This window comes from Pseudomonas sp. W17 (assembly GCF_040268305.1).
Lineage (GTDB): Bacteria > Pseudomonadota > Gammaproteobacteria > Pseudomonadales > Pseudomonadaceae > Aquipseudomonas > Aquipseudomonas protegens.
In genome coordinates this window covers 290,329-317,205 of the sequence record NZ_CP158490.1, presented here as the reverse complement: position 1 = coordinate 317,205, position 26,877 = coordinate 290,329, and the positions used below count along the sequence as shown (strand labels likewise).

23 protein-coding genes are annotated in these 26,877 nt (G+C 63.2%); 6 read left to right on the top strand and 17 right to left on the bottom strand.

Annotation, left to right across the window (positions count from 1 at the left end):
- Positions 1 to 8: 8 nt before the first annotated feature.
- The 8 genes from lpdA to ABCR88_RS01400 form a co-directional block, all read right to left on the bottom strand.
- On the bottom strand, positions 9 to 1,463 hold the full coding sequence (lpdA, locus tag ABCR88_RS01435) for a dihydrolipoyl dehydrogenase (protein ID WP_350404015.1): 1,455 nt from the start codon (positions 1,461 to 1,463) through the stop codon (positions 9 to 11).
- On the bottom strand, positions 1,460 to 2,221 hold the full coding sequence (locus tag ABCR88_RS01430) for an alpha/beta fold hydrolase (RefSeq protein ID WP_171053494.1): 762 nt from the start codon (positions 2,219 to 2,221) through the stop codon (positions 1,460 to 1,462). The genes lpdA and ABCR88_RS01430 overlap by 4 nt, the downstream gene beginning before the upstream one ends.
- A gap of 202 nt (positions 2,222 to 2,423) precedes the next feature.
- Entirely contained in the window at positions 2,424 to 2,621 is a 198-nt protein-coding gene (locus ABCR88_RS01425) for a rubredoxin (protein ID WP_011058646.1), read from the bottom strand.
- A 37-nt stretch (positions 2,622 to 2,658) separates the two neighbouring features.
- Positions 2,659 to 4,638, bottom strand: a complete 1,980-nt coding sequence (locus ABCR88_RS01420; protein ID WP_183000634.1) for an alpha/beta fold hydrolase — start codon at positions 4,636 to 4,638, stop codon at positions 2,659 to 2,661.
- A gap of 18 nt (positions 4,639 to 4,656) precedes the next feature.
- A complete protein-coding gene (locus ABCR88_RS01415) occupies positions 4,657 to 4,977 on the bottom strand; it encodes an acyl carrier protein (RefSeq protein ID WP_011058644.1) in 321 nt (106 codons plus the stop codon).
- Between the two features lie 52 nt (positions 4,978 to 5,029).
- On the bottom strand, positions 5,030 to 5,986 hold the full coding sequence (locus tag ABCR88_RS01410; RefSeq protein ID WP_015633760.1) for an acyl-CoA desaturase: 957 nt from the start codon (positions 5,984 to 5,986) through the stop codon (positions 5,030 to 5,032).
- A 31-nt stretch (positions 5,987 to 6,017) separates the two neighbouring features.
- Positions 6,018 to 6,926: an acyl-CoA desaturase gene (locus ABCR88_RS01405; RefSeq protein ID WP_015633759.1), complete on the bottom strand. Its 909-nt coding sequence runs from the start codon at positions 6,924 to 6,926 to the stop codon at positions 6,018 to 6,020.
- Entirely contained in the window at positions 6,923 to 8,704 is a 1,782-nt protein-coding gene (locus ABCR88_RS01400) for a fatty acyl-AMP ligase (RefSeq protein ID WP_019095745.1), read from the bottom strand. Before ABCR88_RS01400 ends, ABCR88_RS01405 begins: the two co-directional genes overlap by 4 nt.
- Before the next feature lie 371 nt (positions 8,705 to 9,075).
- Here ABCR88_RS01400 and ABCR88_RS01395 point away from each other — a divergent pair, with 371 nt between their 5' ends.
- Entirely contained in the window at positions 9,076 to 10,122 is a 1,047-nt protein-coding gene (locus ABCR88_RS01395; protein WP_011058640.1) for a helix-turn-helix domain-containing protein, read from the top strand.
- 14 nt (positions 10,123 to 10,136) lie between these two features.
- On the opposite strand, the gene ABCR88_RS01390 is transcribed toward ABCR88_RS01395, so the two are convergent.
- Positions 10,137 to 11,732 carry a DHA2 family efflux MFS transporter permease subunit gene (locus ABCR88_RS01390; protein ID WP_350404012.1) on the bottom strand — a complete coding sequence of 532 codons (1,596 nt, stop codon included), beginning with the start codon at positions 11,730 to 11,732 and terminating at the stop codon, positions 10,137 to 10,139.
- A gap of 77 nt (positions 11,733 to 11,809) precedes the next feature.
- Here ABCR88_RS01390 and ABCR88_RS01385 point away from each other — a divergent pair, with 77 nt between their 5' ends.
- Entirely contained in the window at positions 11,810 to 12,997 is a 1,188-nt protein-coding gene (locus tag ABCR88_RS01385; RefSeq protein ID WP_350404010.1) for an HlyD family secretion protein, read from the top strand.
- A gap of 95 nt (positions 12,998 to 13,092) precedes the next feature.
- On the opposite strand, the gene mgrA is transcribed toward ABCR88_RS01385, so the two are convergent.
- From mgrA to ABCR88_RS01370, 3 genes are all read right to left on the bottom strand, one after another.
- Entirely contained in the window at positions 13,093 to 14,130 is a 1,038-nt protein-coding gene (gene mgrA / locus ABCR88_RS01380) for an L-glyceraldehyde 3-phosphate reductase (RefSeq protein WP_350404009.1), read from the bottom strand.
- 74 nt (positions 14,131 to 14,204) lie between these two features.
- The gene (locus ABCR88_RS01375; RefSeq protein ID WP_232643906.1) at positions 14,205 to 15,533 is read right to left on the bottom strand and encodes an LLM class flavin-dependent oxidoreductase; all 1,329 of its coding nucleotides are present in this window, start codon (positions 15,531 to 15,533) and stop codon (positions 14,205 to 14,207) included.
- 143 nt (positions 15,534 to 15,676) lie between these two features.
- Positions 15,677 to 17,935, bottom strand: coding sequence for a TonB-dependent receptor (locus ABCR88_RS01370; RefSeq protein WP_350404008.1), 2,259 nt, complete (start codon positions 17,933 to 17,935; stop codon positions 15,677 to 15,679).
- A gap of 205 nt (positions 17,936 to 18,140) precedes the next feature.
- Between ABCR88_RS01370 and ABCR88_RS01365 the strand changes: the two genes are divergently transcribed.
- On the top strand, positions 18,141 to 19,187 hold the full coding sequence (locus tag ABCR88_RS01365; RefSeq protein WP_077933197.1) for a LacI family DNA-binding transcriptional regulator: 1,047 nt from the start codon (positions 18,141 to 18,143) through the stop codon (positions 19,185 to 19,187).
- Positions 19,188 to 19,199: 12 nt separating this feature from the next.
- On the opposite strand, the gene ABCR88_RS01360 is transcribed toward ABCR88_RS01365, so the two are convergent.
- From ABCR88_RS01360 to ABCR88_RS01350, 3 genes are all read right to left on the bottom strand, one after another.
- Complete coding sequence (locus ABCR88_RS01360) at positions 19,200 to 19,601, bottom strand: type II toxin-antitoxin system HicB family antitoxin (protein WP_041120520.1); 402 nt, start codon at positions 19,599 to 19,601, stop codon at positions 19,200 to 19,202.
- Between the two features lie 29 nt (positions 19,602 to 19,630).
- Positions 19,631 to 19,813, bottom strand: coding sequence for a type II toxin-antitoxin system HicA family toxin (locus tag ABCR88_RS01355; RefSeq protein WP_041115175.1), 183 nt, complete (start codon positions 19,811 to 19,813; stop codon positions 19,631 to 19,633).
- 216 nt (positions 19,814 to 20,029) lie between these two features.
- Entirely contained in the window at positions 20,030 to 20,920 is an 891-nt protein-coding gene (locus ABCR88_RS01350) for a LysR family transcriptional regulator (protein WP_350404006.1), read from the bottom strand.
- 132 nt (positions 20,921 to 21,052) lie between these two features.
- Between ABCR88_RS01350 and ABCR88_RS01345 the strand changes: the two genes are divergently transcribed.
- Together ABCR88_RS01345 and ABCR88_RS01340 are read left to right on the top strand one after the other, a co-directional pair.
- Positions 21,053 to 21,793: an SDR family oxidoreductase gene (locus tag ABCR88_RS01345; protein WP_019094920.1), complete on the top strand. Its 741-nt coding sequence runs from the start codon at positions 21,053 to 21,055 to the stop codon at positions 21,791 to 21,793.
- A 52-nt stretch (positions 21,794 to 21,845) separates the two neighbouring features.
- Positions 21,846 to 22,103, top strand: coding sequence for a hypothetical protein (locus tag ABCR88_RS01340; RefSeq protein ID WP_350404004.1), 258 nt, complete (start codon positions 21,846 to 21,848; stop codon positions 22,101 to 22,103).
- Between the two features lie 9 nt (positions 22,104 to 22,112).
- On the opposite strand, the gene betT is transcribed toward ABCR88_RS01340, so the two are convergent.
- Both betT and epsC read right to left on the bottom strand, forming a co-directional pair.
- Entirely contained in the window at positions 22,113 to 24,074 is a 1,962-nt protein-coding gene (gene betT, locus ABCR88_RS01335; protein WP_161466434.1) for a choline transporter BetT, read from the bottom strand.
- Between the two features lie 385 nt (positions 24,075 to 24,459).
- Entirely contained in the window at positions 24,460 to 25,386 is a 927-nt protein-coding gene (gene epsC, locus ABCR88_RS01330) for a serine O-acetyltransferase EpsC (RefSeq protein WP_011058630.1), read from the bottom strand.
- Between the two features lie 189 nt (positions 25,387 to 25,575).
- Here epsC and ABCR88_RS01325 point away from each other — a divergent pair, with 189 nt between their 5' ends.
- The gene (locus ABCR88_RS01325) at positions 25,576 to 26,571 is read left to right on the top strand and encodes a D-cysteine desulfhydrase (RefSeq protein ID WP_077933196.1); all 996 of its coding nucleotides are present in this window, start codon (positions 25,576 to 25,578) and stop codon (positions 26,569 to 26,571) included.
- Positions 26,572 to 26,877: the final 306 nt, after the last annotated feature.

The window sequence follows — 26,877 nt, the reverse complement described above, 5'->3', positions numbered from 1 at the left end:
AAGGCTGGCTATTTGACGCTGGCGGGAGCTTTCTTCTTGCGATTGCCGATATGAATCGCCTGGCCATTCACCGACAGTGCGGCTTCATGCAGGGCTTCGGACAGGGTCGGATGGGAGAACACCATCATCCCCAGGTCTTCGGCGCTGGTGCCGAACTCCATGCCGATCGCGCCTTCCTGGACCAGTTCCGCAGCGCCCGGCCCGATCACATGCACGCCCAGTACCCGGTCGGTGCGCGCATCGGCAATTACCTTGACCAGCCCGGCGGTGTCGTTGGCCGCCATGGCGCGGCTGCTGGCGGCGAAGGGGAAGGTGCCGATGTTCAGCTCGATGCCCTGGGCCTTGAGGGCCTGCTCGGTCTGGCCGACCCAGGCGATTTCCGGGTGGGTGTAGATCACTGACGGGATCAGCTCGTAATTGAGCGGATGGTGATGCCCGGCAAGGCTCTCGGCCACCATCACTCCTTCTTCCGACGCCTTGTGCGCCAGCATCGGGCCGCGTACCACGTCGCCAATGGCGAACACCCCGGGCACGCTGGTCAGGCACTGACCGTCGACGTGGATGAAGCCGCGCTCATCCAGTTGTACGCCGCTGTCAGGCGCCAACAGGTCGGTGGTCAGGGGCCGACGACCCACGGCGACGATCAGGCGGTCGAAGGTCTGCTGCTTGTCTTCGCCGGCCTCGCTGAGGCTGACCTTGACGCTGTCGCCCTGCACTTCGGACGCCGTCATCCGGGCACCCAGACGGATATCCAGGCCTTGCTTGCCGAGGATCTTCTGCGCCTCCTTGGCGATCTGTACGTCCACTGCCGGCAGGAAGCTGTCGAGGGCTTCGAGCACCGTCACTTCGGCGCCCAGGCGGGCCCAGACCGAGCCCAGTTCCAGGCCGATGACGCCGGCGCCGATCACCCCAAGACGCTTGGGCACGCTGGTGAATTCCAGGGCTCCGGTGGAATCGACGATCACCTTGTCCGTCAGCGGCGCGGCGGCGATATCGATAGGCCGTGAGCCGGGGGCGAGAATGATGCTGGTGGCGCTGATGCGCTGGGTGCTGCCATCGGCCGCGGTGACCTCCACTTCCTTGTTGGCCAGCAACTTGCCGTGACCTTCCAGCAGGGCCACGCCATTGGCCTTGAACAGCGAGGCGATGCCACCGTTGAAATTGCGCACCACGTTGTCCTTGCGCGCCAGCATGGCCGGCACATCCATCTGCGGATTGCGGATGCCGATGCCGTGCACTTCGAATCCGTTGCGCGCTTCGTAGTAGTGGTGGGAACTGTCCAGCAGTGCCTTGGAGGGAATGCAGCCAACGTTCAGGCACGTCCCGCCCAGGGCAGTCTTGCCATCCTTGCCCTTGTAGCGCTCGATGCAGACTGTCTTGAGCCCCAGTTGCGCGGCCCGGATGGCGGCGACATAGCCGCCGGGACCCGCACCAATAACGATCACATCGTAACTTTCACTCATAGGTTGCCGTCCTTTGCACAGACAAACTCGACCACGGCCTCCATGGTCGCGCTGTCCTTGAGAATTTTCAGATGGCCCAACCCGCGAGTCTGCAAGACCCGCCGGTGTCGCAAGCCTTCGGCGAAGGATTGCAGGTCATCTGCCGGGACTTCCTGGTCCTGCTGGTCATGCACCAGCAGCACCGGGACCTCCACCTGGCGCCCATAACGGCTGACCGCCAGGCTGGCCATGTCCTTCTGATAGCGTTGCTCAACCAGAAGTTGCATGCGTTGCCTGACGTCATCGTTGATCCACAAAAATGCGGCAAAGCGCCGGACCACGTTTTCGATATCGGCCGGCGCGGCCACCAGGACCGCTCGCTGGAAACCCTTGCCGACCGGAGTGCTCAAGGCATACCCGGCGGCAGCGCCGCCCAGGGAGTGACCAATCACGGTGTCGAAGGGCCCCAGTTGCTTTTGCACCTGGTCGAGCATGCTGACGAAGGTCGGCAGCGAGGCCTGCCGACCGCCGCTGCCGCCATGGCCGATGCAGTCGAAGGAGAGGACCTCGCAGCCCTCCTCCAGCAACAGCGGGATCAGGTACTGCCACTGGGTGCTGGCGCCACTCCAACCGTGCACCAGCACCACCCGGCGCCGGACCTGCGGTGGAGTCCAGCGAAAGCAGCGCAGGCGCCCCTGGTCGGTTTCCAGGTCCTGCACCGTGGCGCTGGGCAAGGTCTGCGGAAAATGCTGGCGCAGCCGTTGTGGCGTCGTGAACATCTTCAGCGCCCGTGCTGCAGCGCGCTGGGGAAAAAGCCGCGACTCAATCCAGAAGCTGCAGCGAAGCAGCCCCAGAACCCCGTTGTAAATGCCCTTGAAGAGCATCTTCCTGAAGCTGTTGCGCCGGCCCCTGGCAGGTGCCGGCCTTGGCTCTTGGGTCGCCATCTTCCTTCCTCATCGACTACAGAATTCAAGCGCTGGGCTACAGCTTCACCATGTTGAAGTCCAACTTGCTCACGCCGCATTCCGGGCAGGTCCAATCCTCGGCAATGTCGTCCCAGGCGGTGCCAGGAGGCACCCCCGAATCCGGATCGCCAAGGCGTTGATCGTAGATCCAGCCACAGATCAGGCACATCCACAGGCCGGACTCGGCCACAGCGTTTTCAGCGTAGGTGCTCATGGGTGGTCAACCATCATCAAAGGGTTATGCGTTGTTCTCATGCGCTGGCCTGGGCCACTTCGGCCACCTTGACGTTCTCCACGAGGAACTGCGCCACCTGCTCCAGTACCGCGGCATCGGAGAGGATCCGCACATGCCCGAGCCCGGACACCGGCTCCAGCTTGGCCCATGGCATCAGCGTGGTGATCTGCTGCGCTTCGCAGAACGGCACGATCGGGTCGTTGAGGTCATGCAGCACCAGGGTTGGCAGTTGCAGGGCGTTGCCCAGCGCCGGGATATCCCAGTGCTCCACCGGCACGCCGTTGCGTTTCCACAGTTCCCGGTGCATGGCCTGGACCACCGCCGGCTTGAGCTTCAGGTAGCCGTTGGCCCAGCGCTGGATCACCACCGGCAGGTTGGCCGGCGAGCCCAGCAGGCACAGGGCCTTGATCCGATGAGTCTCGGCCAGTTCGGCCAGGGCTCCGGTGGCGGCAATCCCGCCCAGGGAATGGGCAACGATACCCACCACGTCGCCGAGGGCGACAATCGCCGCTTTCACCGCGTCCTTGAACTCGGTCATGGTGCTCAGCGAGCCCGGCGAGATGCCGTGGGCCGGCGCATCGAAGGTCGCGACCTTGAAGCCCTGGCGCTGCAGGACCCGGGTGAAGGAATACAGGCTGCGGCTGTCCGCACCCCAGCCATGGACCAGCAGGATGGTCTGGTTGCCCGTGCCCCACTGATAGCCATGGGGAACGCCGGGGATACCCTTGATATGGAAACGCTGGGCGCCCAGGGGGCTCATTTCCTTGTCCGGCTGCTTGATGTATTCCCGGGTGTAGCCGAACAGGTCGGTGGCCTTGGCCCCGGCGGTCTCCAGCGACACCGATCCCAGCACGCCCATGTAGCTGCGCAGCATCTGCTGCTTCATGGTCAACGGGCCGTTGGCGGCCCGGGCTCCGGGGGTGCTCGGGTCACCGGCCGCCTGGGTTGGTTGGTCGAAGGACTCATAGAAACCGTTCACCGGGTCGTACAGGTGGCAGCTACGCGCCACGTGCCACACGTCCTGCACGGTCATGGGCTTTTCCCGGACCATGCCGGGGAAGGCCGTCTTCAACGCGGCCTGGGCTTCGGGCAGGTTGTAGTGGGGAATGATCGGCGCCACATGGTGCGCGGTGTGCACCGAAATGTAGTGGGTCAGGAACAGCAGCCACTTGGGGTACATGTAGTCGGTGGTCAGCAGCAGGCGGCTGCTGTTGAAGCTCCAGTGTTCCTTGGTGAGGAACGGGGTCTCGTCGCTGATGTGGTGCATCATGGTGGTCAGGCTGAACCAGGCATGGGTCGCCAGCCACGGGGCGATGAAGTACAGGAACAGGCCGGTGAAGCCGGTGAAGTAGACCAGGGTCGGCAGGTAGATCAGCGCAGCCACCACCATGAACAGGATCGAGCGACGCACTTCGTTGCGCGCTTCGAGCTTGTGGAACATCGACGGACGGAAGCCCGAGTGACGCTGGTAGTTGACCGTGCCCAGCCAGAACAGCCAGGTGCGGGTGCTGCTGTAGACCAGCTTGTCCCACCAGGGCATGGCGTCATATTGCACGCGCAGCACCGGGCGCCAGTCGACGTCCATTTCCAGGTTGTTGGTGTTGGCGTGGTGCATGTTGTGCATGTGGCGCCAGCCGTGGAACGGGTACAGCAACGGCAGCAGCGCGATGTGCCCGAGGATGTGGTTGAAGCTGCGGTTGCGCGAGAACGAGTTGTGCCCGCAATCGTGAGCGACACAGAACAGGCCCCAGCCGCCCAGGCCCGCCACCAGCCACAGCGGCAGGTAGAACATCCAGTGCACGTGGGCGACCGCCACGATGGCACCGATGTAGAGCATGTAGCTGACGACGAAGCTGAGCATCCCGCGCCATACCCGCGGCTGATACAGGTGCTTGGGGATTGCGTCGGTCAGACGCAGGCCCTCGATCTCCTGAGAGCGTCGGAGCAGGTCATTGAATTTATCGTTTTTTTGCGAGGGCATCTGTGCAATGGCCATGGCCAAGCTCCTGCGAAGTCAAACTTCGGATGTGGTCAGTTCATTGGCCAGGTATTTGGACAGGTCATCGATGCTGGAGTATTCGAACAGCAGGGCCGGCGACAGGCGCTGCTCCATGAACTTCTCCAGGTCACCCGCCACCTTCACCGCTACCAGCGAATCGAGGCCGTAGGACTCGAAGCTGCGGGCGGTATCGACCTGGGAAGGATCGATCTTCAAGAGCGCGCCCATCTTCTGCACCAGCCAATGCTTGATGCTGTCCTCGTTGAGTTCGACCGCCGCCTGTTTTTTCTCTGAGAAGCTCAGAGTGCTCAGCAAATTGGAGATGAAATTGGACATAGGATCTTCCTTGATGAGTGAGGTGGTTAATACGATCAGCCGATTGGGCGTTTCAGGACGAGGCCTGGCGCTTGCGGACTTTGTCGATCATTGCCTGGGACGGGGAACGCAGGTCTGAGACCAGTCTCAGCTTGCCCATTAACGCCAGTGTCCAGCCCGACAGGTCGGGCTCCCACCAGTGCACGCCATGCCGGTACCAGGCAGGGAATGCGTGGTGATTGTTTTGCAGCCCCTCGCCAAAGGTGAGGAAGGCCACGATCCAGTTGTTGGTGCTCTGGTCGTGGGTCACGAACGGGCGAGCGCCGTAGCGGTGGCAGATGGAGCCCACACACCAGGCCGCCTGGTTGGCGACGAAGATCCGCGCCAGGCCGCCGAAGATCAGGCCGCTCCAGGCACCGGACCAGCTCTGGCTGACCAGCCCGCCGATCACCCCTGGCAGGATTACCCCCAGGGCCACCCAGAACAGGTAGGTCTGGTTGTAGAAGAACAGCCGGCGGTCGCGCAGGATGTCCGGGGCGAAGAAGTTCCAGCTCGACATGTCCGGGGCCAGCATCCACGGCATGTGCGCATGCCACAGCCCCTTGGCCCGTTGCCAGCGGCTCTGGCCCATGAGGTTGGGGGAATGCGGGTCACCGTGCTGGTCGCTGTAGGTGTGGTGCCGGCGATGGGTGGTGACCCAGAACAGGATCGGTCCCTGGGCCGCCATGCAACCGGCGATCAGCATCAGGCTGCTCATCAGCCGCGAGGTCTTGAACGCACGATGGGCCAGGTAACGGTGGTAGCCCATGGAAACCCCGAACATCTGCACCGCGTAGAACACCGCGAAGAGGATGAAATCCAGGGCATGGACCTGGCCGGTGAACCATAGCCGGATTGCCTCGAAGGTCCCGAACAGGGGCACCAGCATGACTGCCAGCGCGATCCGCGCCTTGGTCCTGGCCGCACTCGGGCTCAGCTGGGCAACCCCGCCGACCTCTGGTGTCGCTGTGTTGGTGAGTATCTCGTCCATGAATTGCTTCCTGTGAGGTAGGGACCGGCAATCAGCTTTCTGAAGGTTCTGCAGCCACGGTCGGGCCGGGCCGTTTGACATCCCAGGCCAGGCCGCAGAGGGCGAGCAGCTCGATGAACAGGCCGCCAATATCCAACTGCCAGGGTTTCAGGCCGGCATGGGCCAGCGCCGGGAAGGCATGGTGGTTGTTGTGCCAACCGCCCCCTACCGTCGGAATCGCCAGCCAGAACACGTTGCGGCTGGTATCCCGGGTCTTGTGGTCGCGGCCGCCAACCCGGTGGGCAAAGGAGTTGATGCACCAGGTGGCGTGGTCCACCAGGAAGATCCGCACGAAGCCGCCCCACAGCAGGCCGCTGAGCGCGCCCTCCCAGCTGCGGGTTATCAGCCCGCATGCCAGGCTGGGCAGCAGCAGGCCGAGGATGATCCACAGGTAGTAGCGCTGGTTGATCTGCATGATCAGTCGATCGCGCAGCAGGTCCGGCACGAACTGGCTCCAGTTCTGCTTGCGCAGGCTGAACAGCCAGCCCAGGTGAGCGTGCCACCAGCCCTGGATATTGCCGATAAAACCCGCCTTGAGCGGGCGCGGCGAATGCGGGTCGCCTTCCTTGTCGGTGAAGGCGTGGTGCTGGCGATGGGTCGCCGCCCAGAACAGGATCGGGCCCTGCGCCGCCATCGAACCGGCGATGCCGAAGAATGCGGTGATCACCGGGCCGGCCTTGAACGCATGGTGGGAAAAGAACCGGTGCATGCCCACTTCCACTCCCAGGGCGGTCAGCAGGTACATGCTGGCCAGCGCGCCGATTTCCAGCCAGCCGATGCCCTGATGCCAGGCCAGCACCAGGGCCACCACGGTGCCCACTGCCGGAGTTGCGACCGTCAGCCAGGCCAATTGCCGCTCGCGCTGGCCGGTGCGGTCGATATGAGGATTCATGGCCGTCATGACAGGGCATCCGTAGCAGTTTTAAGGGTAGGTGCCGCAGCCGCGCGACTGGCGCCATAGCGCGCCAGCGTGTCGTTGAGCAGGGCCTTGCGGGTGGCCTGGCGCTGGACCTTGCCACTGGTGGTCAGTGGAATGCCGCCCATGGGCGCCAGGTGGATGCGCGCCGGGGCCACGCCGAACTGGCTGACCAGCGCACTGGTGATCACCTGGCGCAGCTGTTCCTGCTGGGCTTCATCGAGTTTCTCGCTGCGCTTGACCTCGGCCACGATCGCCAGTTGTTCCTGCTGGCCGTTATCGATGCCCACCGCCACGCAGCCGTTGCTGCGGATGCGCGGGTCGGCGCTTTCCACCGCCAGCTCCAGGTCCTGGGGATACAGGTTGCGCCCGGCAATGATGATCAGGTCCTTGAGGCGCCCGGTGACGAACAGCTCATCGCGGTGCAGCGCGCCAAGATCGCCGGTGCGCATGAAACGCCCATGGATGCCCGGCAGGCTGGCGCGAAACACCTGCTGGCTCAGCGCTTCCTTGCCCCAGTAGCCGGCGCCCACGTTGTCGCCCTGGACCCAGATCTCGCCGATCTGGCCGTCCGCCACCGGTTGCAGGCTGACAGGGTCGACAATCGCCACGCGCAGGCCCGGGGCGACCCTGCCGCTACTGACCAGCGGCAGGGCCCGGGCATCCTCGGCATCGACGATGGCCAGGGTGCCACTGGCGAGTTGGTCCCGATCCACCTGGGTATTGAACGCCGGCTCATCGTGGCGCTTGCCCGAGACCAGTACGGTGGCCTCGGCCAACCCGTAGCAGGGGCCCAGGGCCGCCGGGTTGAAGCCGGCGGCGGCAAAACGTTCGGAGAAGCGCGCCAGGGTGCTCTGGCGCACCGGCTCGGCCCCGCAATAGATAGCCTTGAGCTTGCTCAGGTCGAGCTCTGCCAGTTCCTCGTCGGTGATGTTTTCGACACACAGGTCGAAGGCGAAGTTGGGCGCGATGGTGACGTCGGCGCCGTACCTGGACACCGCATCCAGCCAGCGCAGCGGCCGCTGGACAAAGTGCCCGGGGCTGATGAGCACGGTAGGGAAGGCATCGAAGATCGGCTGCAGGATTCCGCCCATCAGGCCCATGTCGTGATAGGGCGGCAGCCAGCTGCAACCCACGCGATTCCTGGCCGGGCCCATCCACTGGCTGGCACTGCGGCAATTACTGTAGAGGTTGTCGTGGGTCAGCATCACGCCCTTGGGCGCCGAGGTGGAGCCCGAGGTGTATTGCAGCAGGGCCAGTTGGCCGTGGGCGAGCGCCTGCCCGCGCCAGGATGAATCCGCCTCGGCCAACTGCTCCGGGTCAACCCACTGGGGCACGGGCAAATCACCCTGGAGCAGAGCGTTGACCCGCTCCTGGGACCGCATGAAGCGCGAGCTGGTGAGCACCAGTTGCGGATGGGCATCAGCGCAGATCAGTGCCAGCCGCTCCAGCCCCCGGGTCCCCACTGGGGGAAAGGCCGGGATCGCCACGGCACCGGCCAGCAGCAGGCCGAACAGTGAAACGATGTAGTCTATACCGGTCTCGAACAGCATCAGCACCCGTTTTTCACGGGGCTCGAAGATCTGCAGCGCGGCGGCCAATCGTTGACTACGCTTCCACAGTTCGGCGTAGCTGATCGACGCCTCCTCCCGCTCGCCATCGAGCAGATGGATGAAGGCAATGGCATCGGGTTGCCGCCATGCGCGATAGGCCAGTACTTCGGTAACCGAACTTAAACATTCGATGCCCGGGACTTCGGCCAACGGCAGATCATCAACTGCTACATGCGCTGAGATGGCTGGATTGACATCATTAAGATAATCACGAGGCACGGCGTAGTTCATTCAAAATCCTTTTTAAATGGAGAGCCATATATTGACCTAAAGGTCGTTTATTATTTTCAGCACTAAGGAACCGAACAAACGCCCCTAAGAAGGGGAGCTCTTACTAGGCAGTAGACAAAGATGTCATTTTATTGACAGAGCAACGCATTCACTTGATGAATGCATATTTTTTTATGTCCCACAGGGAATAGCGTGGGCAGGAAAGTGAAATCTGGATGCGTTGAGAAGTCTGCCACCAGCTTGTATATTTTGCTAATGCACAAATGGACACTTACAGGGAGAAAATGGACATGGATGTGCTCACGCTTATTGCGCTGGAAGGTGCCATGGGATCGAGTGTCGCGATCACCCTGGATGTGCTGCGAACAGCTAACCAGGTCGCCGAAGTCATGGGCCGGCCAACCATCACCTGGAAGATTATCGGCAGCAGCGAATCGGTTCGCATGCGCAACGGCATGCGCCTGGATGCCCAGCCACTGGACAAGGTCCAGGCCATCGAAGGCAGCATGCTGGTGATCCCTGGACTGGGGCTGGAGAACACCCAGGAGCTGGATTTCTTTGGCTGTCGCCGCGAAAAAAGGCTGCCTGGGCTCAGCCTGTCCAGCGAACTGATCACCCGGCTCGGGCACGCCGATATCCGCAAGCTCAGCCAGCTGGTGCATGACCATCACCGCCGCGGGCAGCAGACGGCGGCGTCCTGTTCAGCAGTTTTCGTCCTGGGTGAGGCGGGGGTTCTGGAGGGGCATACGGTCACCACTCATTGGCAACTGTATGAAACTTTCAAAGAGCGTTATCCCGAAGCGATACTCGACACAAAACGCATGCTTATTCATGACGGAAATATGATTACAGCAGGCGCAGGCATGTCGCAAATGGATCTAATGCTCTACATATTGCGTAATAAGATGGGCAATCAGATTGCTGAATTGACCATGCGTTATCTGTTGATAGATGGTCGACCGGCGCAATATCACTACATGGCCTTGTCCAACTTGCAAACGGAAAACCGTGAAGTTTTGTTAATGGAGAAGTTCATCGAGGATTGCCTGCCCAACGTTCCGCCACTGAGCACCATTGCCGAACATTTGCGTATAACCGAGAAGACCTTATCCCGCAGAATTCGTAGCGCCACGGGAAAACCGCCCATGGCCTTCATTCAGAAAGTTCGCCTGCAACATGTTCAAAGCTTATTGGAAACCACCAATATGAGCATTGAAGAAGTTGCTTTCAAAGTGGGCTATGCCGATTCCACCGCTCTACGCCGCCTGATGTGGAAAAACATGGGCTGCACCCCCAGCCAGTTGCGCAAGACCCGCTCCGGGCCGCCGATCATCTAGGCCCCGGCTGCTTATCACCTCTCCTCCTCGGCTGCGCCTGGCGCGGCCGGGGGCACCTTGCACAACGGCACCAGCAACAACGCCACCACGAACATCATCGCCATCAGGCGGAACACATCGCCAAAGGCCAGGGTCAGCGCTTCACGCCCCACCAGGCGGCCGAGAATGCCCTGAGCCATCAGGAAAGCGTGGCTGGCATCCGGTGTATCGGCGGCAATCTTCAGCGCCAGTTGGCCCATGAGTTCCTGGGCGGCGACAGCCTTGCTCCCCAGCGACTCGGACAGGCGCAGGACCTGAGTCCGGGCATCGTCCTGCAGCCAGGTGTTGACCGTAGCAATACCAATGGCGCCGCCCAGGTTGCGCATCAGGTTGAACAGCCCGGAGGCCTGGCGCAGTTCAACCCCCTGGAACGAACTCAAGGCCATGTTCACGCTCGGCACGATGCACAGCATCAGGAACAGCCCACGCGCCACCTGCGGCACCAGCAACTCATCGAATCCCCAGTTGGAGGTGACCCGGGAAGTCAGCCACAGGCTCAGCGCCAGGCCGAGGAAACCCACCGAGATGATCAGGCGCCGATCAACTTTTTCCGAGGCCCGGGCAGCAATAATCGTACTGACCAACTGCCCGATGCCCACGACAAAAACCGTGGTGCCGATTTCCAGGCTATCGAAGCCACGCACCCGGCCAAGAAACACCGGCACCAGGTAGGTCGACGAATAAAGGCCAAAACCGATCACCAGGTTCAGCAGGCAGGCAATGGAAAAGGTACGGTCGCGAAACGGCACCAGGGACACGATCGGGTTGTTCGAATACAACGAGCGCTCGATGAACAAACCAAAGGACACAAGGGACACCCAGGCCGCGATGACGATCCCGGTATCGCTGAACCAGTCCTTGCGCGGCCCCTCCTCCAGCACGTATTCAAAACACCCCAGGGCCAGCGCCATGGCGACGAAATGCAGCCAGTCGATACGCCGCAGCATGGACAGGTCCGGGCGATCCACATCGATCAGCAACGCCGCACCGATGCAGATCACCAGCCCCGGCAGCACGTTGATGAAGAAGATCCAGCGCCAGTCCAGGTAGAAGGTCACCAGGCCGCCCACCGTGGGGCCCAGGGTCGGTGCCAGCACCGCGGTCATGCCAAGGATTGCCGGGACCATCGCCCGCTGCTTGCCTTCGAACAACACGAACCCCACGGCGAATACCGTGGGCACCATCGCCCCGCCGGCAAAGCCTTGCAGGGCCCGCAGCACGATCATCGACTCGATGTTCCAGGCCATCCCGCAACCCACGCTGAACAGGGTAAAGAACGCCGCGCTGGCAGCGAACAGCCAGCGGGTGGAAATCGCCTGGGCGAGAAACGCCGAGAAGGGAATCATGATCAGTTCGGCAATCAGATAGGCGGTCTGCACCCAGCTCACTTCATCAGGGCCGGCACTGAGCCCGGCCTGCACGTCGTTGAGCGAGGCCGCCACGATCTGGATGTCGATCAGCGCCATGAACATGCCGAAAGCCATGATCGTGAAGACCAGAAACTTGCGCTTGGTGGACTGTTGGCCGGGCTGGGCACCCGCTTCGGAGAGGTCAGTTGCGCTTGTCGTCACGGTAGGTACTTCCCTGTAGTATTGCGACCGACATGTGAATATTATGATCGTAATTCAAAACAGCATGGAGCTTCAACATGGAGCAGAGCACCCAGACTCAGAACGCCATCCTGCAAGCCGCCCAAGAGTCCGAGAAGCCGCGCAAGCGTTCCAAGCGCCCGCTGATCGCCGGCGCTATCGCCCTGACATTGGTAGCAGTCGGGGTTGGCTGGGTGCTGATGGCGCCGTCGACGCAGGCCACGGACGATGCCTACATCGCCGCCGATGCGACCTCCGTCGCGCCGCGGGTCCATGGCCTGGTGACAGAGGTGCTGGTCAAGGATCACCAGAGCGTCACCGCCGGGCAGCCCCTGGTGCGCATCAACAGCGAAGAGTTCGACAGCCGGGTATCCCTGGCCGAAGGCGATCTGGCGGACAACCAGGCCCAAGTCGCCCTGGCCGAGGCCGCGCTGACCATCCAGGACGCCGAGCAGCGCCTGGCCAGTGCCCGCGTGCAGGCGGCGCGTACCTCGATCCGCACCAACCAGGCCGAATCCAAGCGTGCCGGTGCAGAGCGCAATCGCTTCGATACCCTGGTCACCACTGGCGCCGTGGCGCGCAATGAAGTGGAGAAATACAGCACCCAGGCCATCTCCGCAGAACAAGGCCTGGCCTACGCCCAGGCCATGTTGCAAGTGGCGGAGAACGACCTTGCGGTCACCACCGCGCAACGGCAACGCCTGCAAGCGCAATTGCAGATGGCCAAGGCCAAGGTGGTAACCGCCAAGGCGCGGCTGGAACTGGCCCAGCAGGACCTGCGCCACACCACCATCTATGCACCGATGGACGGCACCGTCGGCAATCGGCAGATCCAGGTCGGCGATTACGTGCAACCGGGTTCGCGCCTGCTGACCCTGGTGCCGCTGCATGACCTCTATGTACTGGCCAACTTCAAGGAGACCCAGACCCAGCACATGTACCCGGGGCAATCGACGCAGATCAAGATCGATGCCCTGCCAGGCGTCAGCATCACCGGCACCGTGGAAAGCCTGGCTCCGGGTTCAGGCTCGACCTTTGCCCTGCTGCCCTTCGAACCGGGCACCGGCAACTTCACCAAGATCGTCCAGCGGGTGCCGGTGCGCATTCGCTTCGACGCCAACCAGTCCGGCCTCGAACGCCTGCGGCCGGGCCTGTCGGTGACCGCCAAGGTCGACCTCGATGATCCCCAGGACCGCACCGTGGCCGGCAATCCGTCCCCCTTGAAAGTCAGCAGCACGACCAGGTAACGACGCCTGCCGCCCCGCTCCAGGCGGCAAAGCCAACAGCCCCCGGCAGATCGCTCTGCCGGGGGCTGTTTTATCGGTGCACGGGCAGACTTACCTCACTCTGCCGTCGAAGGTTTTTCCCACAGGTTGATGCGCCCCTCTTTGGCGAAATGATCGATTTCCGCCAGTTCCTCGACACTGAAGCTCAGGTTCTGCAACGCCCCGACGTTCTCGATGATCTGCTCCGGCCGGCTGGCACCGATCAGCGCCGAGGTCACCCGCGGGTCGCGCAGGGTCCAGGCCAGGGCCAGTTGCGCCAGGCTCTGGCCGCGGTTCTTGGCGATCTCGTTGAGCGCGCGGACATGGGCGATATTGGCCTCCGACAAGTGCGAAGCCTGCAACGAGCCGCCCCCCGGACGATTGACCCGCGCATCCTCGGGAATGCCATTGAGGTACTTGTCGGTAAGCAGGCCCTGGGCCAGCGGCGTAAAGGCGATGACCCCGGCGCCGAGCTCCTCGGTGGTGTCCAGCAGGTCCTTCTCGACCCAGCGGTTGAGCATGTTGTAGGCCGGTTGATGGATCAGCAGCGGCACCTTCCACTCCTTGAGCAACACGGCGATTTCCCGGGTCTTGGCCCCCGAATAGGAAGAAATACCGATATACAACGCCTTGCCCTGCTGCACGGCGGTGGCCAGGGCGCTGGCGGTTTCCTCCAGCGGCGTATCCGGGTCGAAACGGTGGGAATAGAAGATATCCACATAGTCCAGGCCCAGGCGCTGCAGGCTCTGGTCGAGGCTGGCCAGCACGTACTTGCGCGAACCGCCGCCCTGCCCGTAAGGCCCGGGCCACATGTCCCAACCGGCCTTGCTGGAGATGATCAATTCATCGCGATAGGCCTTGAAGTCTTCACGCAGCAAGCGGCCGAAGTTGATTTCGGCGCTGCCGTAGGGCGGGCCGTAGTTGTTGGCCAGGTCGAAGTGGTTGATCCCCAGGTCGAAGGCCGTGCGCAGCAAGGCACGCTGGGTGTCGATCGGCGTGCTGTCGCCAAAGTTGTGCCACAACCCCAGGGACAGCGCCGGCAGTACCAGGCCACTGCGGCCGACACGGCGATAGGGGATGGAGTCGTAGCGGTTTTCAGCAGCTATGTAAGTCATCGAATCCTCTCTGAGTCAGGTCTTTCCAAAACGACTAACGTCGATCAAAGCGCCCCACGGTAGGAGCCGCGTTGTCACACAAACTGATTCTTCGGTCGCGCCAACCCCAGGTTTTCCCGCAGGGTTCGGCCCTCGTATTCAGTTCTGAACAGCCCGCGCCGCTGCAGTTCCGGAATCACCCCGCCGGCAAAGTCCCGTAGCCCGCCAGGGAGATGTGGCACCAGCACATTGAAACCATCGGCCGCGTCCTCCTCGAACCAGGCTTGCAGTTCGTCGGCTATCTGCCCGGGCGTACCGATCAGGCTGTAGTGCCCACGGCCACCGGCAATCCTGCGCCCCAACTGGGCCAGGGTCAGGTTGTCCTTGCCGGCCAGCTCGGTGAGCAATTGCTGGCGGCTCTGCTGGCCGCTCTCGGTCAGTGGCAGCGACGGTAACGGTGCATCCAGCGGGTAGCCGGACAAGTCGAAGTTGCCCAGCATCCTCCCCAACAGGGCCACGCCCACTTCGGGCTCCACCAGGTCCTGGAAGGCTTCGAATTTTTCCCGGGCCTGACTTTCGCTGTCCCCCACCACCACGAATACCCCAGGCATGATTTTCAGGGATTGTGTACTACGATCGTACTGCTTCAGGCGTCCTTTCAGGTCGGCATAGAAGGCCTGTGCGGCAGCCAGGGAGGGCTGGGCGGTGAATACCACTTCGGCGGTCTGGGCCGCCAGCTCACGACCGCTCTCGGAAGAACCGGCCTGGACGATGACGGGGTATCCCTGGGGTGGGCGTGCCACATTCAATGGCCCTTTGACCTGGAAGAATTCACCGCGATGGTCCAGTAAATGCTGCTTGTCCGGGTCGAAATACTCGCCACTGGCCTTGTTGCGGACAAAGGCGTCGTCCTCCCAGCTGTCCCAGAGCCCGGTGACCACCCGATGGAACTCCCGGGCCCTGCGATAACGTTCCGCGTGCCCAAAATGTTCTTCCCGACCGAAATTCCGCGCTTCGGCGGCATTGTCGGAAGTCACCAGGTTCCACCCCGCCCGACCACCTGAAAGATGGTCCAGCGAAGCGAATTTACGTGCTACGTGGTACGGTACGTTATAGCTCGTAGTGCTAGTGGCAATTAGCCCTATTCGTTCGGTCACGGCCGCCAGGGCCGCCAGTAACGTCAAGGGTTCGAAGTAATCGGAGCGGGCCATGCGGCTGGCGATGGGGCCGGTAGGGGCTGCCAGGCTGTCGGCGACGAACAGTGCATCGAAGCGCGCGGCTTCGGCGATCTGCGCCAGTTCTTTATAGACGGCAAAATCCAGCCCTGCCTGGGCCGGAACATCCGGATGACGCCAGGCGGCAACGTGGTGACCGGTGGCCATGAGAAAGGCGCCGAGCTTGAGCTGGCGAGTGGAACGGGACATGGATCACTCCTTGTTTCATGCTGCAAAAAGGGCACCGCCAAAGCCCGCGGTAGGAGCTGGCTTGCCAGCGAAAGCGCCCCCGGGACCTGCTCCCAGCTCGCCGCCCCATTCGCCGGCAAGCCGGCTCCTACAACGGCAGGGCATCAGAAATCCTTGCGCAACTGCACGCCGAAATAACGTTCGTCATCCCGGGGCACGGCGCGGTAGATGTAGTTGCCACCACTGGCCAGCAAGGGCGAATAGGACTTGTCGGCAAGGTTCTTGCCCAGCAACGCCACGCGCCAGCCATCGTTGTAGTCGGCCAGGGCAATGCTGGCGTTCCAGATGCCGTAGGCGCCCTGCCGGGTGTCGAGGTTCTGGCTGATGTCGTACTGCACTTCGCTTTGCCAGCTGTAGTCAGTGCCCAACTCGATATCCAGGCCGTTATCCAGGGGAATGCTGTAGTCGGCGCGCACGTAGCTTTTCCAGTCCGGGCTAAAGGGCAACGGCTTGCCGTTGACGTTGCACGAAGCCGCCGCGCCCGCCGGGCAGGCGAATTCATCGATGCGCGCCCGGGTGTAGGCCAGGGCCCCGGAGAACTTCAGTTGCTGGGTGGCCTGCAGGGCGTAATCCAGTTCCACGCCCTCGCTGCTGACGCTCCCGGCATTGATCAGGCGGGTCACTACCTGCCCGGCCACGGTGTCGAAGAAGTTGGCCTGGTAGTTGTCGTATTCGCTGTGGAACACCGCGAGGTTGGTGGTCAGCCGGTTATTCCAGCTGCTGGCCTTGATCCCCGCCTCCCAGGTGTTGGAGGTTTCGGGTTTCAGCGCTTGGGTGTCCCGCGGCTGCATGTTGAAGAACACGTTGTAGGCCGGGCCCTTGTAGCCCCGGGAATAGGTCAGGTAGCTGGTGACCGTGGCGCTGAGGTCATATTGCAGGCCCAGGCGCCCGGACCAGCCATCCTCGTCCACCGAGCCGGAACTCTGGGTGCCCGGCTGGATGCCGCTGACCGTGGTCGCCGAAGTCGAGACCCGGCGGTGATCGTACTTCAGGTCATCGTGGGTCCAGCGCAGGCCGGCGATGCCACGAAAGTCCTCGGTGAAATTCAGGGTGCTCTCGCCAAATACCGCGTAGCTGTCGTTGGTGGTGCTGTAGTCGGCAACGCCCCGGCTGGCGCTGGTGGTGGTGGTCAGGGTGCGCTGGTAGGTTTCTTCATCCTTGCCGTGCATGTAGAACAGGCCGCCGACGTACTCCAGGAACTGCCCCTTGGGCGATGCCAGGCGCAGCTCCTGCGAGTACTGGTTGTAGTCCAGGTCACCCTTGTCGGCGGTCCCGGGGAAAGCCGCAGTGACCGTGCCAAGACGGTCGCCGTCCTGGTACTGGGTATTGTTCCAGCCGCGCCAGGCGGTGATCGAGGTCAGGGTATAGTCGCCCAGGCTCCAGTCCAGCTGGCCGGAAAGGCCCTTGTTGATATCGTCCACATGGGTACGGGTGTCGGTGTTGATGTCCCGGTTGTCGCTGCTGGCGCGCACGGGGTTCAGGGCATTGGCAAAGGCAGGTGTCAGGGCCTTGCTCACCACCCCGTTGGGGGCGTCATCATGGGATTGCATGTAGTCCGCCGCGAAGGTGAACTTGAGGTCCTCGCTGGGGGTGAACTCCAGCTTGCCGCGCACGCCCTTGCGGTTGTAGCCGTTGACCTCCTGGCCGTTGTGGCGGTTATCCACATTGCCGTCGTAACTGCCGAACAAGGTGGTGAGCGAGCCCTTGAGGGTGTCGGGAATCAGGCTGCCGCCAATGCCAAAACGGGTGCGGCTTTCGTTGCCGCTGTAGTAGGCCTGGTCGATGTAGCCATGAGTCTCGGCCGTAGGCGCCTTGGTGATGACATTCAGCACCCCGGCCGAGGCGTTCTTGCCGAACAGGGTGCCCTGGGGCCCGCGCAGCACCTCGATCCGTTCCAGATCCAGCAGGTCCAGGGTGGCCTGGCCGGGGCGGCCGTAGACCACCCCGTCGATCACCGTAGCCACCGTGGGCTCCACCCCCGGTGAGGTGGAAATGGTGCCCACGCCACGGATGAACAGCGAGGTGTCCTTGTTCGAGGCACCCGTGCGGAAGTTCAGCGATGGAACCTGCTGCACAATGCTTGCAACGCCGTTGCGGTTATCCCGCTCCAGTTGCTCGCCCTCCACCACCGAGACCGCCACCGGGACTTTCTGCAGCGATTCTTCGCGGCGGGTGGCGGTGACGGTCACCGACTTCAGGGTCGGTTCCTGATCCTGTGCGCTGGCGCCGCTGTCAGCGGCAAAAGCCGCCGGCAGCGGCAAGGCAACCAGCCCCGCCAGCAACCAGCCCAGATGGGGTCGCAATGGCGTGGCACCGCGGATCGACTGCGTGAGACTGTGCTGTTCCCCAAGAAAGTTCTGCATGCTGCACCTGCTGAAAAATGCCCCGAACCGCTGCCGATCTGTGCCGGCAGCGCCTGAAAACTGTCTTGGGCATTCGCTCGAGCGAGTAGCAGACATGGCGCTTTGTTAGCGCTAACATCGCCAGTATCGACAGGCTCTTGATAGAGCGTCCAATACTGAAAAATTACTTTTATATGCCTTTTTGTTCAGCCAAAGGGATGCGCTCATGACCTCTGACCAAGCGCCTGGCCGCAAGCGCCGCGGCGCCGGCCGCGTAACCCTGAACACCGTGGCGCGCCAGGCCGGGGTCTCGGCGATCACCGTTTCGCGCTATTTCAACCAGCCCGACAGTGTTTCCCCCGAGCGCCGTGAACGCATCGCCGCGGTGGTCGCCGAACTCGGCTATGTACCAAACCTGGTGGCCGGCGGGCTGGCCTCGGCCCGCGGGCGAATTGTCGCCATGGTCATCCCGAACATTTCCGGGCCGATTTTCGCCCAGACCATCCAGGGCTTCAGCGACACCCTCAGCCGCCATGGCTACCAACTGCTGCTGGCTTCCAGCTACTTCGACGCAAGGCAGGAGGAGAGCGCGGTAAGGGCCTTTCTCGGCTGGTCGCCGGCAGCCCTGGTACTGACCAGCCACTTCCATAGCCCGGGCACGGAAAAGATGCTCGCCGACACCGAGATCCCGGTGATCGAAACCTGGGACTACCAGCCCCAGCGCCAACCGCTGCAGATCGGCTTTTCGCACTTTCAGGTAGGGGTCACGGCCGCTCGCCACCTGCACGCCAAAGGCTACCGGCGCATCGCCTTCGTGCAGAACAGCGCCCCGGGAGACTTCAGTGCCCTGGAGCGGCGCGACGGCTATCTGGCAACGCTGGCCGAGTTGGGGCTGGCGCCCCGGGTGTTTGCCCCGGATGCCGACCGCGCGCCCTTCGAGGCCGGCAAACAGGCCATGGAAGCGCTGATGGGCAGCCCGGAACGCCCCGACGCGATCATCTTCGCCAACGACAACCTGGCGGCCGGCGGCCTGCTGGCGGGGCAACGAGCCGGGCTGAAGATCCCCGAGGAATGTGCGGTGCTGGGCTTTGGCGACTACCCCTTTGCGCAGATGCTGCTGCCCAGCCTGAGCACCATCCAGCCACCGGCGCTTCAGATCGGCGTACTGGCCGCGACCCGGGTGCTGGAGAGCCTGGGAGTGCTGCCAGTGGCCGGCACGGTGCAACGCCTGAACCTGCTGCAATGCCAGCTGATCGAGCGCGAAAGCAGTTGAGCCCACCGCCCCTCAGGCAGAGAGCTCGCGCAGCGCCGCAGCGGCGAGGAACCCGGAACGCGAACGGTAGCGCTGATCGCGTTCGACCCTCTGGTCGATGCGCTCCAGCAATTGCTCCGGCAGGGTGGCGTTGAAGCGCACCGACTTGCCGAAGTAGGGCGTCACGTCGAACTCCACCACGCCCCATACGCCACCGGCGTAGTCGGGGTTGTCCAGGTGATCGTCAATCTCATGCACCTGGGGCAAGGGCTCGCCGTCCGCCACCAGGCCCTCGTAGTGCAGGGACAGCGCTTCCTTGATGTTCTCGAACGCCAGGGAAACCGTCGGGCCGGCAGAATGGCAGCCCGGTACATCCGGAACTGTCACCCCATATTCGGAGTCGGCATCCTTGTGCAGAACCACCGGGAATTTCATGTCGTTGGACTCCTCGTTCAGAAACAGGCTCATTTCAGGCCCGCCTGTTTCAAGATGCTGTTGAGCGTGCCTTTGGGCAGATCCGTATCCGGGTGCCTGATGGTCACGCGGCCCGGCTTGAAAGGATGCTTGTACTGATGGTGACTGCCCTTGACGGCCACCAAGTACCAACCATCCGCCTCGATCCTGCTGATCATTTCCCGACTGCGCATAGCCCCGCCCTGTGGATGCCGAACGATCAGGCACCTTAAGCAATGCAGCAGAGCAAAATACACACTATACACACTTGGTTAATTAATACGCTGGTGGCCAATCGCCCAGCGTGCAGGAGCCGGCTTGCCGGGGAACAGGCCTTCAGGTCCGGCATCGCTCTCGCGGCGGCCTTCGCTGGCAAGCCGGCTCCTGCGCATAGCGTGCCAGCGGGGACGTCAATGCGCCTCGGTAAACACCTGCGCCAGCCAGTCGACAAACACCCGCACCCGCGGCGACATGTGCCGGCTGTGGGGGTAGACCACCGACACCGGCATTGCCGGGGGCGGCATGTGACAGAGAATCTCGCGCATCGATCCCTGCTCGATCTGCCGCGCCACGTGATAACGCGGACACTGGATGATCCCCAGCCCCGCCAGGGCCGAGGCGCCGTAGATCTGCGCACCGAACACCGACAAGGCACCATCGATGGTCACTTCGCGCACCTGCCCCTCGACCAGGAACTCGAAGGGGAACGAGCGGGTGGCGGTACGCGAAACGTAGTTCACCGCCCGATGCGCACCGAGTTCGTCCAGGCTCTGCGGTTCGCCGTATCGCGCCAGGTAGGCGGGGCTGGCGCAGGTCACCTGCTGCAGGTTCGCCACCCGCCGGGCAATCAGCGAGGAGCCTTCCAGGTTGCCGGCACGCAGCACGCAGTCCACGCCCTCGGCGACCAGGTCGACAAAGTGGTCGGCCTCGCTGATGGCCAGTTCGATCTGTGGATAACGTTGCATGAACTCCCCCAGCCGCGGGATCACGAAGTGCTTGGCCAGGGTGCCGTGCATGTCCACCCGCAAGCGCCCATGGGGCTCCACAGTGCGAAACGCCAGTTCAGCCTCTTCCAGCTCCGCCAGCAGTTGCACGCAACGGGGGTAATAGGCCTGGCCATCCAGAGTCGGGCGTACCCGGCGGGTGCTGCGCTCCAGCAGCCGGGTGCCGAGCCAGGCCTCGAACTGGTTGAGGGTGTGGGTCAGGGTCGCCCGGGGCAGGTTCAGGTCATCGGCGGCTAGAGTGAAGCTGCTGCGCTCGTAGATCCTTACGAACACTTTCATCCCTTTGACTTGGTCCACAGGTGGCTCCAGAAGCTCGATTGTTGGCGAATATTGAACAGTCAAGGCAACTCTGGCGCATTTATCCAGCACGGTAAATCCGTGAACCTGTTGTCCAGACAAGCCGTTCAAACTCCATGAAGGACTGACCCCATGACCGCTCAAGCCGCAAAAGTCGCCATTGTCACCGGAGCCTCCCGAGGCATAGGCGCAGTGATCGCCCGCCAGTTGGCCAAGGAGGGTTACGCCGTGGCGATCAACTACGCCAGCAGCAGCGAGGAAGCTTCCCGGCTGGTGGTGGAACTGCGCCAGGCCGGGCACCGGGCCATAGCGGTCAAGGCCGACGTGGCCAGCGCCAGCGATGTGCGCCGGCTGTTCGAAGAGACCGAGACCCAACTGGGCAAGGTCGATGTGCTGATCAACAACGCCGGCATCCTCAAGGTGCTGCCCCTGGCCGAGCACAGCGACGAGCTCTACGAGCAGACCTTCGCCATCAACACTCGCGGTACCTTCAACACCCTGCGCGAAGCCGCCGGGCGCCTGAATGACGGCGGCCGTATCGTCAATTTCTCCAGCAGCACCGTCGGCCTCAACCTGCCGGGCTACGCGGTGTACATCGCCAGCAAGGCGGCGGTGGAATCCCTGACCCAGGTGTTTGCCAAGGAGCTGCGCGGGCGCCAGATCACGGTCAATGCCGTGGCGCCGGGGCCGGTGGCCACCGAACTGTTCCTCAAGGACAAGACTGCCGAGCAGGTGGCCAGCTTCGCCAGGATGCCGCCCCTGGAACGTCTGGGGCAGCCGGAGGATATCGCCAGCATCATCAGCTTCCTGGCGAGCCCGGCGGCGGCCTGGGTCAACGGGCAGATCCTGCGGGCCAATGGCGGGCTGGTTTGACGCCTATGCTCGATATATGCGCCGGCACACCGGCTCCCGGGGAGTACCCATCATGCACACCACCATCATCATCACCTTTGGCCTGATCCTGCTGGCACTGGTGCTGTTTATCGGCGAGCGGCTGGGTTTCAGCCGCCAGCCCCTGGGCTATGGCTTCTCGGGGCTGTGGCTGGCGTTGACGGTCATCAACGGTGCGGTGGGCATGGTCACCGCCCACCAGCCCCTGCGTTCGGAGCTGGCGGTCGGCAGCCTGGTGTTTGCCGTGCCGGTGCTGGCCCTGGTGTTCTACCTGTTGCTCACCAAGGCCTGAGCGAACGGCTCAGCGCACCAGATGCAGGAACTGCATATGGCGTTCGTACTGGTCGAGGATGTCGTTGATGATCTGTTCCTTGGTGTAGCCCATCAGGTCGTAATCCTGACTGCCCTCGGCCAGATGCACCTCGGCCCGATAGTAACGGCGGTTGCGCAGCTCCTTGGGCCCCATGCCGCCACGGGCGAAGGACGGGGTGAAGTAACCGCGCATCTGCACCTGGTAGATGAACGGGTGCTGGTCGCCATGGCCGATTTCCAGGCTCACGCTGTCGTTGGCCGGGTCGGGCTGGGTCACCACGTTCAAGCCCTTCTCGACGAACACCGCGGTCACCTCTTCGATGGCCGGGCGCACTGTCTGGTCGAGGAAGCGATACACCTCATCCCGTGACGGGAAATGCACCGCCTGGCTCAGGCGCTGGCGCCAGCCGCCCTTGCCCCGCCGCGAAGGCGCAACCGGCGCCAGGGAATGCAACTGGGCGATGCGCCGCTGGGATTCCAGGTAGAACGCCTTGTGCAGCCCCCACATCATCAACAGCAGGATCAGCGAGAACGGCAGCGAGGTCAGCACCACCGCCGACTTCAGCGAGTCGATGCTGCCGGCGAACAACAGCGCGCTGGTAACCAGCGCCGTCATCGCGCCCCAGAACACCCGCAGCCATTTCGGCCCATCCTCATCGGCGTTGCCGCCTTTGGCCGACAGGGTCGAGAGCACCACGGTGCCGGAATCCGCCGAGGTGACGAAGAACACGAAGCTGATGAACACCGTGACCGCAATCACGGTCTTGCTCCAGGGGTAGGTTTCCAGCAGCAGGTAGAGGGTCATCGACGGGTTGTCGATAGCCGACATGCCCAGGGCGCTCATACCGTGGTTGAGTACCTGGTCGATGGCGCTGTTACCGAAGATCGACATCCACGCCAGGGTAAAGCCCAGGGGAATCAGCAGTACGCCGAACACGAACTCGCGGATGGTCCGGCCCCGGGAAATCCGCGCGATGAACAGGCCCACGAACGGCGACCATGCAATCCACCAGGCCCAGTAGAACACCGTCCAGCCGCCCAGCCAGTCGCTGGGCTTGTTGTAGGCATAGACGTCGAAGCTCTTGGTCGGCAAGGCACCCAGGTAGTCGCCCAGGTTCTGGATCAGGGTGTTGAGCAGGTGCTGGGTGGGGCCGGCGAACAGCACGAACAGCAGCAGCGCCACCGCCAGCAGCATGTTGATGTCGGACATCACCCGCACGCCCTTGTCGACCCCGGACACCGCGACAATGATCGCCGCGCCCATCATCAGGGTGATCAGGCCAACCTGGATCCACTGGGTGTGGGCGATGCCGAACAGGTAGTCGAGGCCGGAGTTCAGGTGCAGTACGCCAAAGCCCATGTCGGCGCCCAGGCCAAACACCGTGGCGATGATGCCGAAGCCATCCACCGCGTAGCCGATAGGGCCGTTGATGCGCTTGCCGATCAGCGGGTACAGCGCCGAACGCAGGGCCAGCGGCAGGTTGTGCCGATAGGCGAAGTACGCCAGGGCCATGCCGACGAAGGCGAACACCCCCCACCCGTGCAGGCCCCAGTGCAGGAACAGCAGCTGCATGCCCTGGCGCGCCGCCTCGGCGGTGCCAGCCTCGCCCTGGGGCGGTTGCAGCATATGGGTCAGGGGCTCGGAAACGCAGAAGAAGAACAGCGTGATGCTGATCCCGGCGGCGAACAGCATGCCGGCCCAGGACAGGTAACTGAACTCGGGTTCGTCGTGGTCGGCACCGAGCTTGATCTTGCCGTAGCCGGACAAGGCGGTGACCACCACGAAGACCAGGTACAGGGTCATCGCCAGCATGTAGTACCAGCCGACCGTATTGGCCGCCCAGTTTTGCGCCGCCAGCAGCCAGGCGCCGGCCTGTTCCGGCATGGAAATGACCACCACGCCGAAGATCAGGATAAAGCTCGCGGCGAAGTAGAACACCGGAGGGTTCATGCGAATCAGAGCATTCGCGGAGGTGGATGGTGCACTCATGAACGATGCACCTCGAAGGGATGAAACATGGCTGAAATAGACGGACTCAGCAAAGGCAAGCCTCCTGTTGTGAGCGGGCAGCGAACCACCGGTTTAACTTGAACAAGCGTTCAAGTTAAACATGGATAGGCGGTCGAGGACTAATCGCAGGGCTCAGCGGTACTGTCAGTACGCTAGCTCAGGGAAGGGTATGACGTATGTCGCACGCAATCGTTCAGCAGAAAAAGCCCCTTGCCGGGCCGGCCTCTCTCCCGTAGGAGCCGGCTTGCCGGCGAATAGGCTGGCAAGCCCTGCATTGCTCTCAGGGACGCCTTCGCTGGCAAGCCAGTCCTACACAAGCCGGCTTCTACTTCTGCGAGCCGTCGTCGTGCTGCAGGTTGGCCTGGGTCAGGTTGCAGCCGGCCGGCACGCTGCGGGTCAGCCAGACGTTGCCGCCAATGGTCGAGCCCTTGCCGATGGTGATGCGCCCCAGAATGGTCGCGCCGGCGTAGATCACCACGTCGTCCTCGACGATCGGGTGGCGCGGGTGGCCCTTCTGCAACTGGCCGTCCTCGTCCGCCGGGAAGCGCTTGGCGCCCAGGGTCACCGCCTGATAGATGCGCACCCGCTCGCCGATGATCGCGGTCTCGCCGATCACCACGCCGGTACCGTGGTCGATGAAGAAGCTGCGGCCGATCTGCGCACCCGGGTGGATGTCGATGCCGGTGGCCGAGTGGGCGATTTCCGAGCTGATCCGCGCCAGCAGCGGCAAGCCGGCGCGATACAGATGATGCGCCAGGCGGTGGTGGATCACCGCCAGGATGCCGGGGTAGCACAGCAGTACCTCATCCACGCTGCGGGCCGCAGGGTCGCCGTGATAGGCCGCCAGCACATCGGTGTCCAGCAGCACCCGCAGGCCGGGCAGGGCCAGGGCGAAATCCTGGATCAGGCGGATCGCCCGGGCGTTGACTTCGGCATCGGCCTCGCCGCTCTGCCTGGCCACATAGCGCAGCTCCAGGCGCGCCTGGGCCAGCAAGGCGTTGAGCGCCGCGTCTAGGGTGTGGCCCACGTAGAAGTCCTCGCTCTCTTCGCGCAGGTCCACCGGCCCCAGGCGCATGGGGAACAGGGCACCGCACAGGGCCTCGAGGATTTCTGCCATGGCCGCTCGCGACGGCAGCTCACGCCCGCCCTGCTCGCCGCTGACCCGACCGTTGCGGGTACGCCACTGGTCACGGGCATCACGCAGTTGGCCAACGATGGTCTGCAATTGCCAATGGCTGGAACGCTCGCTCACGATAAGACTCCTTACTCGGGCGGCCGGACAATCGGGCCGCGCAAACGGCGATCACTTTACGCCCGGCGACGGCGGCGCTTAAGAACTAATTGTCTGGCTTCAAGCACTTTTTCGCATAAGCGATTGGCGGTTGCCCGGGCAAAAAGGGCTGCCTATAGTCCTTGCACCTTCCCTGTTCCGTGCGGCCCCATGATCAAACAACAGCTCGCCCGCTTTAATCGTCTCGACCTGCTCAGGTCTACCACCGCCCTGGAAAAACTCGAACGGCTGTCGGCCTGGATCGGTCGCGATGTCTACGTCAAGCGTGACGACAGCACACCCCTGGCCATGGGCGGCAACAAGCTGCGCAAGCTCGAATACCTGGCCGCCGATGCCCTGGCCCAGGGCGCCGACACCCTGATCACCGCCGGTGCCATCCAGTCCAACCATGTGCGCCAGACCGCAGCCCTGGCTGCCAAGTTGGGGCTGGGCTGTGTGGCCCTGCTGGAAAACCCCACCGGCACCCAAGACCCCAACTACCTGGGCAATGGCAACCGCCTGCTGCTGGACCTGTTCGACGCCAAGGTGGAGCTGGTGGAAAACCTCGACCAGGCCGACGAGCAACTGCACGCCCTGGCCGCGCGCCTGCGCAGCAACGGCAAGAAACCCTACCTGGTGCCCATCGGCGGCTCCAACGCCCTGGGGGCCCTGGGCTACGTGCGCGCCGGCCTGGAGCTGGCGCAGCAGATCGAAGACAGCGGCCTGGAATTTGCCGCCGTGGTCCTGGCCTCCGGCAGCGCCGGCACCCACAGCGGCCTGGCCCTGGCCTTGAGCGACGTGCTGCCGCAACTGCCGGTGATCGGGGTCACCGTGTCGCGCAGCGAAGAAGACCAGCGGCCCAAGGTCCAGGGCCTGGCCGAGCGCACCGCCGAGTTGCTGGGAGTGAAGCTGCCCGACGCTTTCAACGTGCAGTTGTGGGACGAGTACTTCGCCCCGCGCTACGGTGAACCCAATGCCGGGACGCTGGCGGCGGTCAAGCTGCTGGCCAGCCAGGAAGGCCTGTTGCTGGACCCGGTATACACCGGCAAGGCCATGGCCGGCCTGCTGGACGGGGTCGGCCGCCAGCGCTTCGACGATGGCCCGCTGATTTTCCTGCACACCGGCGGCGCCCCGGCCCTGTTCGCCTACGCCGGCGCCTTCTCGTAGGAGGTGAAGTTTTGTGTAGGAGCCGGCTTGCCGGCGAACAGGCCCGCAAGCCATGCGCCACCCTCGACGGCGCTTTCGCTGGCAAGCCAGCTCCTACGGGTTGAGTGCCGTGAAGTTTTTGTAGGAGATGGTGGCGCAACAAAACCAAACAAAAAGGAATAACAAAGTAAATTTATATTATTTTTAAACCTATAAATGCCGTCTTATAGTCGCGCCGCAGGCCCAATTGCCACGAGACGCGCCGCGCGCATTTAAGGCAGGATAAAGCACAGTTCGCGCCTCACCGATTGACCTGCAACTCCACCC